Source organism: Peribacillus sp. NPDC101480 (assembly GCF_050277335.1).
Lineage (GTDB): Bacteria > Bacillota > Bacilli > Bacillales > DSM-1321 > Peribacillus.
Window position 1 is genome coordinate 1039362 of the sequence record NZ_JBNNSB010000001.1, and the last position, 13703, is coordinate 1053064.

12 protein-coding genes are annotated in these 13703 nt (G+C 41.3%); all 12 read left to right on the plus strand.

The annotated features are described in order from the left end of the window. The first annotated feature begins 23 nt into the window (after positions 1-23). The 12 genes from ACQKMF_RS05200 (at position 24) to spo0A (ending at position 12856) form a co-directional block, all read left to right on the plus strand. Positions 24-428 (plus strand): Asp23/Gls24 family envelope stress response protein, encoded by a 405-nt coding sequence (locus ACQKMF_RS05200; RefSeq protein WP_222620245.1) that lies wholly within the window; start codon positions 24-26, stop codon positions 426-428. Positions 429-877: 449 nt separating this feature from the next. Next, a complete protein-coding gene (gene nusB, locus ACQKMF_RS05205; RefSeq protein WP_101222528.1) occupies positions 878-1270 on the plus strand; it encodes a transcription antitermination factor NusB in 393 nt (130 codons plus the stop codon). Between the two features lie 69 nt (positions 1271-1339). Further along, positions 1340-2215: a bifunctional methylenetetrahydrofolate dehydrogenase/methenyltetrahydrofolate cyclohydrolase FolD gene (gene folD / locus ACQKMF_RS05210; protein ID WP_101222527.1), complete on the plus strand. Its 876-nt coding sequence runs from the start codon at positions 1340-1342 to the stop codon at positions 2213-2215. 129 nt (positions 2216-2344) lie between these two features. Next, a complete protein-coding gene (xseA, locus tag ACQKMF_RS05215; RefSeq protein ID WP_101222526.1) occupies positions 2345-3697 on the plus strand; it encodes an exodeoxyribonuclease VII large subunit in 1353 nt (450 codons plus the stop codon). Beyond that, on the plus strand, positions 3694-3927 hold the full coding sequence (locus ACQKMF_RS05220; protein WP_034308286.1) for an exodeoxyribonuclease VII small subunit: 234 nt from the start codon (positions 3694-3696) through the stop codon (positions 3925-3927). Before xseA ends, ACQKMF_RS05220 begins: the two co-directional genes overlap by 4 nt. 1 nt (position 3928) lies before the next feature. Further along, entirely contained in the window at positions 3929-4822 is an 894-nt protein-coding gene (locus ACQKMF_RS05225; protein ID WP_427572057.1) for a polyprenyl synthetase family protein, read from the plus strand. Between the two features lie 248 nt (positions 4823-5070). Continuing rightward, positions 5071-6963 carry a 1-deoxy-D-xylulose-5-phosphate synthase gene (gene dxs / locus ACQKMF_RS05230; protein ID WP_101223461.1) on the plus strand — a complete coding sequence of 631 codons (1893 nt, stop codon included), beginning with the start codon at positions 5071-5073 and terminating at the stop codon, positions 6961-6963. A gap of 4 nt (positions 6964-6967) precedes the next feature. Continuing rightward, a complete protein-coding gene (locus tag ACQKMF_RS05235; protein ID WP_230176999.1) occupies positions 6968-7795 on the plus strand; it encodes a TlyA family RNA methyltransferase in 828 nt (275 codons plus the stop codon). A 298-nt stretch (positions 7796-8093) separates the two neighbouring features. Continuing rightward, positions 8094-8543 carry a transcriptional regulator AhrC/ArgR gene (gene ahrC / locus ACQKMF_RS05240; protein ID WP_034308279.1) on the plus strand — a complete coding sequence of 150 codons (450 nt, stop codon included), beginning with the start codon at positions 8094-8096 and terminating at the stop codon, positions 8541-8543. Positions 8544-8565: 22 nt separating this feature from the next. After that, complete coding sequence (gene recN, locus ACQKMF_RS05245; protein ID WP_101222523.1) at positions 8566-10281, plus strand: DNA repair protein RecN; 1716 nt, start codon at positions 8566-8568, stop codon at positions 10279-10281. A gap of 161 nt (positions 10282-10442) precedes the next feature. Beyond that, positions 10443-11735 carry a SpoIVB peptidase gene (spoIVB, locus tag ACQKMF_RS05250; RefSeq protein ID WP_402938343.1) on the plus strand — a complete coding sequence of 431 codons (1293 nt, stop codon included), beginning with the start codon at positions 10443-10445 and terminating at the stop codon, positions 11733-11735. 329 nt (positions 11736-12064) lie between these two features. Beyond that, on the plus strand, positions 12065-12856 hold the full coding sequence (gene spo0A, locus ACQKMF_RS05255) for a sporulation transcription factor Spo0A (RefSeq protein WP_137016177.1): 792 nt from the start codon (positions 12065-12067) through the stop codon (positions 12854-12856). Positions 12857-13703 lie beyond the last annotated feature (847 nt).

The following is a 13703-nucleotide window of genomic DNA, read 5'->3' on the forward strand; positions in this document are numbered from 1 at the left end:
GGAGGTGCTTTTGAATGAGTGAAATGGAAGGCCAATTACTCGAAATGAATGATTATAATAGTGGGCTGGGCAAAGTGGAGATCGCACCTGAGGTAATAGAGGTGATTGCGGGTATCGCTGCATCGGAAGTTGAAGGTGTTGCACATATGCGCGGGAATTTCGCTACGGGTGTGGTTGAAAAGCTTGGGAAAAAGAACCACGGTAAGGGTGTTAAAGTGGACTTAACGGGAGAATCCATCAAAGTCGAACTTTATTGTGTCATGAAGTTTGGTGTTTCAATTCCGAAAGTTGCTCAGGAAGTGCAAGATAACATTCGTGAAGCTTTGTTGAATATGACCGCTATCGACGCGGGCGAAGTGAACATTCATGTAGTGGGCATTGCGTTTGAAAACGCTAAACAAGAAGCGGATTACGAACAAGAAGTGTAAGTGGCTTCATTCGATTCGCACCTGCAAAAACCCGGCAAAAGCCGGGTTTTTGTTTTTTTGAATGTTAACTCCAGATACCCCGTTTTTGAGGCCTGCTTATAATATTAAATTTAAATGAACATAATAAGGCGGTGTCTGGAAGTTTCCCTTTAATTCAAGGGTGATTTCTGTTAGAGTGTAAAAGGTGAAATATGAGCATGAAAGCTAGGCATGAGCTTTTTGACACTTTCAAAAAGTATGGGACTGTGTTGGCCGTTTAATTCCGAATGTAATCTTGTATTGTTATCCTGAATCAAGATATTTGAGTCTTTTGGCCTTAATTTTAGTGGGATTTAGCTTATTTTTTTAATAATATAGCGAAAATCTTAATATTTTTGAAAAAATGTTATTTAATGTTCGTTTGTTCTAGCATTTTCATATATAATAGTAGATGTTAAAGGAGTAAGATTATGAAAAGAAGAGAAGCCCGTGAAAAATCCCTTCAAGCACTATATCAAATAGATATTGCCAACTCGAATGCAGAAGAAGCAATGGAAAGCGTACTGGATGGTGCTCCTACTGATGAATACTTCAAGAAATTAGTAATGGGGATAACGGAAAATCGTGAACAAATTGATGGAATGATCAGGGACAATTTAGAGAATTGGACGTTGGAAAGACTGGCGAACATTGATCGGAATTTACTGCGTATCGCGGTTTATGAAATGATTCACAGTGAAGATGTTCCTGTAAGTGTTGCAATGAATGAAGCTATTGAAATTGCTAAGAAATTCGGTGATGATCAATCGAGCAGCTTTGTAAATGCCGTTTTATCCAAAGTGAAGGTGAAAAGCGGCAGCTAAAGCTGCAGCCTTGAGCAAGGATTCTCTCAGCAATTTCTTTAGCAAAATTAACTTGGGAGGAATAAACACATGTCAGCTCAAATCATTAATGGTAAAGAAATTGCAGAGTCAGTTAGGCAGGAAATCAGTAAGGAAGTTCAACAGTTACGTGAAAAAAATATCGTTCCAGGTTTGGCTGTAATCCTGGTGGGTGACAATCAAGCATCACAAACCTATGTGCGCAATAAGCAAAAGGCCTGTGAGGACTTGGGCATGCATTCCGTATTAATTAAAAAGCCTGCGGAGCTCTCTCAGGAGGAATTAATTCAGAGCATTGCTGAATTAAACCAGGATGACAGCATTCATGGTATATTGGTGCAGCTGCCATTGCCTGGACATATTCAGGAAAAAGCGATCATTGAAGCGATTTCCCCTGAAAAGGATGTAGATGGTTTCCACCCGATTAATATTGGGCGGATGATGACGGGACAGGATGCATTTTTACCTTGTACCCCATACGGCGTCATGGTGATGCTTGAGTATATCGACTATGACCTTGAAGGTAAGCATGTTGTCATCGTAGGGAGAAGTAATATCGTCGGAAAACCAGCCGGACAATTGTTCTTGAATGCAAATGCAACCGTTACTTACTGTCATTCACGGACAAAGGATCTTGCATATTATACCAAGCAAGCCGATGTCGTTGTCGCAGCTGTCGGAAAGAGGGACACGATCACGAGTGACCATATTAAAGAAGGCGCAGTCGTCATTGACGTCGGAATGAACAGGAATGATGAAGGGAAGCTTTGCGGTGATGTGGCGTTTGATGAAGTGAAAAATAAGGCTTCATACATTACACCTGTTCCTAAAGGCGTTGGTCCCATGACGATTACGATGCTTATGAAGAATACGGTCAAATCTGCTCAAAAAGCACTTGAACTGAACAAGCAAGCATTAAAAAGCTGAAAAAAACGTTAAATTATTTTAAAGAAGCGGACCTCTTGTTTTATAATAACGGGAGACCGCTTTTTTTCCATTCATGGATCCATAGGTGAGTTTTCTTTAAATCCGATTTCAATCGGAAGGAGACATTATATGAGCAACCAACAATATTTGAGTGTGTCGGCTTTAACTAAGTACATCAAAAGGAAATTCGATGCCGACCCCCATTTGCAAAATGTATACATAAAAGGTGAAATTTCGAATTTTAAACAACATACAAGCGGACATATGTATTTTACTTTAAAGGATGAGAAGGCCCGACTTCTTTCCGTTATGTTTGCCGCCAATAATAAAGGGATGAAATTCCTGCCCGAAAATGGTATGAAGGTACTTGTTAAGGGCGATATATCATTATATGAAGCTGGGGGACAGTATCAGCTTTATGTGAAAAGCATGGCCCCTGATGGTGTGGGGGATTTGTATCTTGCTTATGAACAGCTGAAGAAAAAGCTGGAGGCGGCAGGTTTGTTTTTGGCCGAACATAAGAAGCCGATCCCGCAGTACCCTAAGTCTGTAGGAGTCATAACATCTCCGACCGGAGCTGCATTAAGAGATATCCTGATAACCATCAAGCGGAGATATCCAATCGCCAGGATTATCGTTTATCCGGCACTTGTACAAGGGAATAATGCCGCTAAATCGATTGCCAAGGCAATTTCAATGGCTAACGCAAGGGCGGAAAGTGATGTTCTCATTGTTGGAAGGGGCGGCGGGTCGATCGAGGAGCTATGGGCCTTTAATGAGGAGATAGTGGCTGAATCGATTTATGATTCCGATATACCGGTAATTTCTGCTGTCGGTCACGAAACCGATTTTACCATTGCTGATTTTGTCGCCGATATGCGTGCTCCTACACCGACTGGTGCAGCGGAGTTAGCGGTTCCTCACTTAAATGAAATACTCGAACGCCTGATGAACCGCAAAAATCGGTTGACCCGCTCCATTCAAGAAGCGGTCAATTTTGAACGAACCCGTTTGACCAGGATGGAGAGGTCTTATGCTTTCCGTTATCCGCATAAAATGTATGAACAGAAGCTGGAACAGCTAGACAAGACGATGGACAGGCTAGGGAGGACCAGCACGCGATATTTCATGAAAAAGAGAGATGAGCTGAATCAGCTGAACGAAATTCTGAAAAAGCAGCATCCTGAACAAGCGGTGAAAAATGCGAAAGATGAATTGCAGCAGCATGCAAAGGTTTTACGTAGGGCCATGGAAGCCATCTATCGGCAAAAATCACAGCAATTCGTTCATATTACAGCCACTTTGTCTGCCCTCAGTCCACTAAAAATCATGGAACGGGGCTATGGATTGGTTTTTGCTGAAGATGAGACATTAGTGAAAAGTACACAGCAAGTATCCAAAGGGGATAAGATAGCGGTTTCGATTAAAGATGGAACCCTTGAATGTGAAATTAAAGAAATAAAGGAGCGGATTGAACCATGACAAAAAAACAAGAAGCTACATTTGAAGAAGCGATGGAGAATCTCGAAAAAATTGTGGAACAGTTGGAAGAAGGCGATGTGCCCTTGGAAGAAGCCATCTCCATATATAAACAAGGAATGGATTTATCAAGGCTTTGCCATTCAAAGCTTAAGGCTGTTGAAGATCAGTTGACTCAAATTTTACGCGAAGATGGGGAACTTGAAAACTTCGCTGTACAGGAGGAAGAATGACATGGGTACGGCGTCCTTTGAAATGTTTTCTAAAGAATATAAAACGGTTATAGAACGGGAAATCGTAGAATATGTCAATAAACTTAAAGCACCGGCAGTGGTCAAAGAAGCCATGATCTATTCGCTGGAGGCAGGGGGTAAACGGATTCGCCCGTTATTGGTCTTTGCGGTTCTGGAGGCCTTTGGGAAAAACTTGAGGATCGGGATACCTGCAGCGGCTGCCATTGAAATGATCCATACATATTCTTTGATTCATGATGATCTTCCAGCGATGGATGATGATGATCTCCGCCGCGGAAAACCGACTAACCATAAAGTGTTCGGTGAAGCGGTTGCAATATTGGCAGGTGACGCGCTTCTTACATACAGCTTTCAATTGGTGACGGATATGATCGATCCCGAGGTGACGGCTGAAATGAAGCTGAACCTTGTAAGTGAAATTGCGAAGTCTGCCGGAGCCGAAGGAATGGTTGGAGGTCAAGTTGCCGATATGGAAGGTGAAAATAAACAGCTGACCCTTCAGGAATTGGAGTATATCCATGAACATAAAACAGGGAAGTTATTGACTGCAAGCATCCTTTCCGGTGCTATATTATCCGGGGCGAATGAAGAACAGCAACTCCATTTACGTGACTTTGCATACCACCTGGGGCTTGCATTTCAAATTCGGGATGATATTCTGGATATTGAAGGGTCCGTCGAGTTGATCGGCAAGCCGGTTGGCAGTGATGTGGGTAATCATAAAAGCACATATCCTTCTTTACTCACGCTTCAAGGGGCAAAGGAAAAGTTGGAGCATCATATAGAACTTGCCCATGCCGCTTTAGGAAAAACAGCCCTACAAACGGGTTTGTTGAATGAACTAACCGATTTAATAGCGAACCGTAACCATTGATTGAGCTAAATTTGTTATCAATTGAGGTTTTATGGTATACTCATTGTGCAAAAATATGTGAAAATCATAATGAATTTTTTAATTGAGATACGTGATAAAATAGGTATATTAAGCCGCCGAAATCACCTGGGTGTTGGCGGCTATTTTTTAACTTAAAACCAATTTTTCGGTCAAGTCCCCCATAGCCCTCTTTTATGAGGCTTTGTTTATGCTTACAACCGAAAATGACAGAAAGTGAGTGGTCCTGTTTGGATCTTCTATCTATAAAAGACCCTTCTTTTTTGAAGAAGATGAATAATGAAGAACTTGTCGAGTTAAGTGTGGAAGTACGTAAATTCCTTGTGGAAAAATTATCGGTGACAGGTGGGCATATTGGTCCGAATTTAGGTGTCGTCGAGTTGACTATAGCCTTGCATAAAGAATTCGACAGTCCGAATGATAAAATTTTATGGGATGTCGGACACCAATCCTATGTCCATAAGATCCTGACTGGCAGAGCAGGGGAGTTCGATACCTTAAAGAAATACAAAGGTCTTTGCGGTTTTCCTAAAATGATTGAAAGCCCCCATGATGTTTGGGAAACCGGTCACAGTTCGACTTCCCTTTCAGCTGCAATGGGAATGGCGGCTGCCCGTGATATCAAAGGTGAAAACAGTTTTATTTTGCCAGTGATCGGGGACGGTGCCCTAACAGGCGGAATGGCGCTTGAAGCGTTAAATCATATCGGTGATGAAAAAAAGGACATGATCGTTATCCTGAATGATAATGAAATGTCCATAGCCCCTAACGTAGGTGCCCTGCACACGATATTGGGAAGATTGCGTACAGCAGGCAAATATAACTGGGCAAAAGATGAATTGGAGCTGCTTTTGAAAAAAATCCCTGCAGTTGGTGGCAAACTTGCAGCTACAGCTGAACGCCTGAAGGATAGCATGAAGTACTTATTGGTTTCAGGAATCTTTTTCGAGGAGCTCGGTTTCACATACCTAGGACCAGTGGATGGTCATAATTATGAAGAATTGCTGGAGAATTTAAGATATGCCAAGAAAACGAAGGGGCCTGTACTGCTGCATGTCATCACGAAAAAAGGCAAGGGCTATTCACCTGCCGAGCTGGATACAACAGGAAACTGGCATGGGACAGGCCCATACAAAATCGAGACAGGCGATTTCGTGAAATCCCCTAGTAAAGGTCCTGCTTGGAGCGCTCTTGTAAGCGATACTGTCAGCAGGCTAGCCCGTGACGATGAACGGATTGTCGCGATTACACCTGCAATGCCCGTAGGTTCGAAATTGGTGGGCTTTTCCCAAGAGTTTCCAGAGCGTTTCTATGATGTAGGGATTGCCGAGCAGCATGCTGCAACTTTTGCAGCCGGATTGGCAACTCAAAAAATGAAACCTTTCCTGGCTATATATTCAACATTCCTGCAAAGGGCTTATGACCAGGTGGTGCATGATATCTGCCGTCAGAATTTGAACGTATTCATCGGGATCGACCGTGCCGGATTGGTTGGCTCCGATGGTGAAACGCATCAAGGCGTTTTCGACATTGCTTTCTTACGCCATGTACCGAATATGGTATTGATGATGCCGAAAGATGAAAACGAAGGTCAGCATATGGTCAATACGGCCTTAAACTATAATGATGGTCCGATTGCTATGCGTTTCCCTCGTGGGAATGGTTGGGGAGTTGTGATGGATACTGAATTACAGCAGATTCCAATCGGTTCGTGGGAAGTTCTTAAAGAAGGAACGGATGCTGCCATCTTAACGTTCGGTACAACGATTCCGATGGCTCTTGAAGCGGCAGAACTGCTCGAGAAAGAGGATTATTCAGTTAAGGTGATCAATGCCCGCTTCATTAAGCCTTTGGATGAGAACATGCTAAGCAGTCTCCTCGGTGAAAAAATGCCGATTTTGACAATAGAAGAAGCGGTTCTTCAAGGTGGTTTTGGTAGTTCAGTACTTGAATATGCCCATGATCAAGGATTTTATGGGGCAATTATAGATCGAATGGGGATACCTGATTATTTCATTGAACATGGAAGTGTCGATGAACTGCTTGAAGAAATCGGTTTAACGACTGAGACCGCGATCAAAAAGATTAAAATGATAACACCCAAAAAAGAAAAAAGGGCCTGACAATATGAAAGTGATGAAAGAAAGAGTAGATGTATTACTTGTAGAACAAGGCTTGGCCGATACACGTGAAAAAGCGAAGCGTATGGTCATGGCAGGCCTTGTCTACGCGAATGAAGAAAGGTACGAAAAACCGGGGGAAAAAGTGCCGGTCGATCTCGAATTCACGATCAAAGGAAAAGTCATGCCTTACGTTTCAAGAGGCGGTCTTAAACTTGAGAAGGCATTAAGGGAATTCGATTTACAAGTGAATGGAAAAGTACTGCTTGATATCGGTTCATCGACTGGTGGGTTCACGGATTGTGCGTTGCAAAATGGCGCTCTCATGTCATATGCGCTTGATGTGGGCTATAATCAACTTGCCTGGAAGCTTAGGCAGGATGAGCGGGTTAAGGTAATGGAACGAACCAATTTCCGTTATGTTACACCCGCCGATCTCGATGGGGAGATGCCAAACTTTGCAAGCATTGATGTTTCTTTCATCTCGCTTACGTTAATTTTACCTGTGCTAAAGACCTTGCTCGTCCCGAATAGTGATGTCGTTGCATTGGTTAAACCGCAATTCGAAGCTGGAAAGGATCAAGTGGGTAAAAAGGGGATTGTTCGCGATCCCAAAATTCATAAACAAGTATTGGATAAGATCATTTCTTTTTCTATAAAGGAAGGCTATGATATTAAGGATGCCTCCTTCTCACCGATTACAGGCGGTGATGGGAATATTGAATTCTTACTTCATTTACACTGGCAAGGGTCGAAGGATGATGGAGCGATATTGCTTTCGAAAACGGTTGATGACATCGTTGGAGAGGCCCATGCTCAATTTAAAAAAGAATAGTTAGAACTTGTATGGGCTCCTTTGGCTGAATGGTTGGCTAAAGGAGCTTTTTAACTTTACATTGTGGTCATCCCATTGAATCATTTAAGGGTGGATACATAAAATAGGTACGTACAAAAAATAGACTTGTATTCATTTTTGGAGAAAAAGTTGTACAATTGCATAAAAATCCGATAACATTAATATTAGCCACTTTCTAAAGCGGCCTATTTGCACGTACTGAAGATAACGAGCAATCCCATATTGGGAACCAATTACCATTAATATGAGCAACAGTTGAGAAGAGGTGCTTCTACTTATGAATAAAGGACAACGACATATAAAAATAAGGGACATCATAACGAATAATGATATCGAAACCCAGGATGAGTTAGTTGAAGAATTGAAATTAGCTGGATACAATGTAACTCAAGCCACTGTTTCAAGGGATATTAAAGAGCTTCACCTTGTAAAGGTTCCATTGACGGATGGAAGGTATAAATACAGTCTGCCGGCCGACCAGCGCTTCAATCCACTTCAAAAATTAAAGAGAATCCTTGTCGATGCATTTGTACGCATTGACTCAGCCAACAATTTACTGGTTATGAAGATGCTCCCAGGTAATGCCCAGGCAATCTGTGCATTGATTGATAATTTAAATTGGCAAGAAATACTCGGGACGATCGGCGGCGACGATACTTGTTTGATTATCTGCCGTTCTGAGGAAGATGCAAAGATCATTTCCGGCAAATTCTTGGACATGCTCTAATAATGTTGTGAGGTGACCTAGTTTGTTAACAGAACTATCGATTAGGAATTTTGCGATCATAGACAGCCTGTCCGTTTCATTTGAGAAAGGCTTGACGGTCTTGACAGGAGAAACAGGGGCAGGGAAGTCAATCATAATAGATGCCGTTCATCTTTTGGTTGGTGGACGTGGTTCAGCAGAGTTCATTCGGCATGGAGAGTCTAAGGCCGAAATAGAAGGATTATTCCAAATTGAAGATGAAAAACACCCGGTCTTTGCCAAAGCGGAAGAGTTTGGCCTGGATATGAATGATGGGATGGCGATACTTCGAAGGGACATCTCACAAAGCGGCAAAAGCGTTTGCAGGGTGAATGGTAAGCTTGTAACGATTTCCACTTTACGCGAGATAGGCCGGACATTGATAGATATCCATGGTCAGCATGAGCATCAGGAATTAATGGATGAACGACTCCATCTTCCACTGCTCGATCAATTCGGCGGTGAAAAAATCGCATCTGCGCTCACTGAATACCAAAAGCTATTTAAACGTTATGAAACCGCTTCTAAACAATTGAATGGCTTGAGCCAAAATGAACAGCAAATGGTCCATCGCCTTGATTTGATCCAATTTCAATTCGATGAAATCCAAAAAGCTGATTTGAAGTTACGCGAAGATGAAGAATTGATGGAAGAGCGGAAGAAAATTAATAATTTCGAAAAAATTCATGAAGCGCTGCAAACCAGTTATAATGCTTTAAATGGTGAGCAGCATGCAATTGATTGGCTTTCCGTAGCCATGAATAATTTAGAGGAAGCGGCAGGGCTTGATGAGGGTTTAAAGAATAGCTCTGAAACCGTTTCAAATAGCTACTTCCTGCTTGAAGAGGCCGTGTCAAACATCCGAGACCAATTAGACTCCTTGGATTATGATACAGAACGTGTGGAATTCATTGAAGGCCGCCTTAATGAAATAAATCAATTAAAGCGGAAATACGGGCGGACCATCGAGGAAATCCTGGAATATGGAGCCGCTATAGAAGAAGAAGTCGAAAAACTGCAAAATAGGGAAACCCATATAGCGAAGCTCGAAAAGGAAATGAAATCCATCAAGGCAGATTTAATTGTCGAAGCAAAAAATCTTTCTGAACTTCGCCAGAAATTCGCTCAGCAGTTAACCAAAAAGATCCATCAGGAATTAAAAGATTTATACATGGAAAAGACAATTTTCGAACCACATTTCCTTCAAACGGCTTATACTTTCGATGAATTGTCAGATAGGGGCATTAATCAGTCAGGTCTGGATTCAATGGAATTTTATATTTCCACCAATCCAGGTGAACCGTTAAAACCTCTTTCCAAAATCGCATCTGGGGGAGAACTGTCGAGGATCATGCTGGCTTTGAAAAGCATTTTCTCCAAGCATCAAGGCATAACATCCATTATATTTGATGAAGTTGACACAGGTGTGAGCGGACGGGTTGCACAATCCATTGCCGAAAAGATCTATAAAGTGGCAACTGGATCACAAGTATTGTGCATATCCCATTTGCCACAAGTGGCCGCTATGGCGGATACCCATCTTTTTATAGCGAAAAATGTAAGGGCCGGACGCACGAATACCTCGGTCAAGCCGCTAATTGAAACCGAAAAAGTAAAAGAAATCGGCAGGATGATTTCAGGAGTCGAGATAACGGATTTGACGAAGCAGCATGCCAATGAATTAATCCAGCTGGCCAAAAGGCTGAAGATTACATCATGAAGGGCCGGTAAGAACATTATTTAAACTTATCATAAGCATTCATTGTAAAGCTATCCAAAAACGGATAGCTTTTATTTTTTGCACCTGTTATAAATGATTGTCATGAGGGCTAAATTAAAGGTGTAGCCATAAAGTTTCAGAGAGCGAGGAGAGTGAATGGATTGAAATTTATATGGATAAACAGGATCATCGGTGGAATTCTCCTTGTTTCGCTATTAACATTAGGGTTATACCAGCCATCTCGTGAATATTTTTTAATTCCAAATCATCTTGTACTATTTGAAGGAAGTCAATATAGTATTTCCAAATCATTGCCTGTTACTGCAAAAACTTCGGGATCCAGTGATGGAATTTCGCTTCATGATGAACAAGCCTCGATTACACTTGGTGCTGAGAAACCAGGTACGAATGAAGTGTTACTCGATGTAGCAGGCTTACCTGCCAAAAAGGTCGACATCAGGGTGTTAAAAGACTTTAAGGTCATGCCTGGAGGCCAATCCATTGGAGTAAAGCTTAATACTCTTGGGGTTCTCGTAGTAGGTCATCATCTTATTGATACTGCGCAGGGGAAAAAATCACCGGGAGAAAAAGCAAAAATTCAAATCGGTGATATTATTACAGAAATCAATGGTCAGACGATAAAGAAGATGGGGGATGTAACCCCTTTTGTTCAGCAGGCAGGTGAAAAGGGTGAGGCGTTGAATCTTGTCATTAACCGTGATAATGAAGTGCTTCACAGTACCCTATTACCTCTAAAAGATAAGAATGAAGGAACTTACAAATTGGGTTTGTATATCCGTGATTCGGCAGCTGGCATCGGAACGATGACGTTTTATCACCCGGATTCGAAAAAATACGGGGCTTTGGGACATGTCATATCCGATATGGATACAAAGAAGCCGATTGTTGTCAAGGACGGACAGATTGTTCAATCGACGGTCACATCCATCGAAAAGGGAAGCAATGGTGATCCGGGAGAAAAACTTGCACGCTTTTCTTCCAATAAAGAAAAAATAGGAAATATCAATCGCAATAGTCCCTTTGGAATTTTTGGGAAGTTAAATCAAGATTTTAAAAATGGAATTAACGATAAGCCACTCCCCATCACCCTTTCCCATGAGGTAAAGGAAGGACCAGCAAAAATCCTTACAGTGGTGGATGGTTCTGAAGTGGAGGAATTCGATGTTGAAATCGTCAGTTCCATACCACAGAAGTTCCCCGCAATTAAGGGAATGGTCTTAAAAGTGACGGATAAGGAATTGCTACAAAAAACGGGTGGGATCGTTCAAGGTATGAGCGGCAGTCCTATCATACAAAATGGGAAATTAATCGGTGCAGTCACCCATGTATTCGTTAATGATCCTACAAGTGGGTATGGAGTCCATATCGAATGGATGTTAAACGAAGCCGGTATTAATATATACGACAAAGATAATTATGAAAAGGCAAGCTAAGAATCCGGGTATCCTTTTGGATGCCCCTTTTTAATGGAAAGTTATGAATAGCATAGATTTTGGGTAGGAATTAAATTGATTTCTTCAAAAAATAGAGGTTTTTTTGAAACGATGTGATAAAATGATAACGAAATGAAGATTTTTCGACAATCGCTTTATTCGAATAGCAAACGAAGTCGAAAACAAGAGATATCCGGAGAATAATATTGAATTCCTTATATTTTTTCAAAAATAAAAGGAATTTAGTTTCCATTGTCGAAAAGTTCAATTACAATAGAATTTAGTCATATAGAAAAAAAGACCAATTGTAGTTGAGGAGGAAATCAAGCGTGAAAAAAATTAAGGTGTGCGTTGTAGATGATAATAGAGAACTTGTTGGCCTTCTGGAAGAATACATTTCTGCACAGGATGACATGGAAGTAATTGGGGTGGCACATAACGGTCAAGATTGCCTGGGTATGCTTGAAAGCGTTGACCCGGATATATTGATCCTCGATATTATCATGCCTCATTTAGATGGGTTAGGTGTGCTAGAAAAACTTCGTGAAGTAAAACGGGGTGCCATGCCTAATGTGATTATGCTTACTGCCTTTGGTCAAGAAGATGTAACGAAAAAAGCTGTTGATTTGGGTGCGTCTTACTTTATCCTGAAGCCATTTGATATGGAAAATCTGGCCAATCACATACGTCAGGTAAGCAGTAAAGGTCAGGCAGTTTTAAAAAATCATAGTCAGTTTAGCTATCGTCCCCAAAATGAATCCAAGCCGAAGAACCTCGATGCCAGCATCACAAGCATCATTCATGAGATTGGAGTCCCTGCACATATAAAGGGCTATTTGTATTTAAGGGAAGCCATATCCATGGTATATAATGATATTGAACTATTGGGTTCCATCACCAAAGTTTTATATCCGGATATCGCAAAAAAATACAATACTACGGCGAGCCGTGTTGAACGTGCTATCAGGCATGCGATTGAAGTGGCCTGGAGCCGTGGCAATATAGAATCCATTTCATCCCTTTTCGGATATACCGTAAGCATGACTAAGGCAAAACCTACAAATTCCGAATTCATTGCCATGGTTGCTGATAAGCTGCGTCTCGAACACAAAGCTTCTTGACAAGTGTAGAATCGTTGATTTGACGGCAATTTGGACGGGAATTTAACCGTGAATTTATCGCTAATCCGATAAACTTTCCGGTGGAATATCAATAAAGACTGATCGTATTTTGCGGATAAACGGCATCGTTACGAGTCAGTATATAGGAAAATTCCGCAGTCGTCCAAACTGGGCGGCTATTATTTTTGTATAGGGGCCTGGTATTTATGTCAATCCGTATCGATTGAAAGAATGACGTCATGACCATCGTATGACCCGAACGGAATTTGCGCAATTATAGGGCTAAGCGTATATCAGTATAACCGCTACGAAAAAGAGGCCAGTGAACCTTTTTAACAATGCAAAGCTCATTAGTGAAAGGAAATCACGGTCAATCAAATATTTTATAGGGAAGAGTCATGACGTCCATTGTTGGGCGTTTTTTTTATGATTTCTACTTGCCGACTTCGTTTGTAAATTTATAAGGTCAGGCATCTTTATACGCACATTTTCAAACACTCGACTATGTGCATTGCAACACAGTTGGAAAATAGTTGCGTAATAATGTCGGTTATTTTACCTTTCGATTCCGTAACAGATTCAACTCAGTTAATAAAGTGGACTTAAACGAGTGATAAAGCTGGTGTAATGGGAATCCGGAAACCTGTTAGAAAAGGACCGGAGGGGAGAAATGTTTAAAAAAGTAGAAGAAGCTCGTTAAAAAAGAAGCATAGTTTAATCTTAAGTTATAAAGTTCAGAGGCGCAAAACATATTGGAGGTTTTCCATTTTGGACAATCTTTTTTTGTATACTATTGAAACGGATATTAAACTAAATTTATGATATTTTTTGGTAAAATTTCTTTCAG

Coding starts and splice junctions, on each gene's coding strand:
- ahrC (WP_034308279.1), top strand. CDS start 8,094: ATGAATAAAGGACAACGACATATAAAAATAAGGGACATCATAACGAAT.
- ACQKMF_RS05235 (WP_230176999.1), top strand. CDS start 6,968: ATGAAAGTGATGAAAGAAAGAGTAGATGTATTACTTGTAGAACAAGGC.
- nusB (WP_101222528.1), top strand. CDS start 878: ATGAAAAGAAGAGAAGCCCGTGAAAAATCCCTTCAAGCACTATATCAA.
- xseA (WP_101222526.1), top strand. CDS start 2,345: ATGAGCAACCAACAATATTTGAGTGTGTCGGCTTTAACTAAGTACATC.
- ACQKMF_RS05200 (WP_222620245.1), top strand. CDS start 24: ATGGAAGGCCAATTACTCGAAATGAATGATTATAATAGTGGGCTGGGC.
- ACQKMF_RS05225 (WP_427572057.1), top strand. CDS start 3,929: ATGGGTACGGCGTCCTTTGAAATGTTTTCTAAAGAATATAAAACGGTT.
- folD (WP_101222527.1), top strand. CDS start 1,340: ATGTCAGCTCAAATCATTAATGGTAAAGAAATTGCAGAGTCAGTTAGG.
- ACQKMF_RS05220 (WP_034308286.1), top strand. CDS start 3,694: ATGACAAAAAAACAAGAAGCTACATTTGAAGAAGCGATGGAGAATCTC.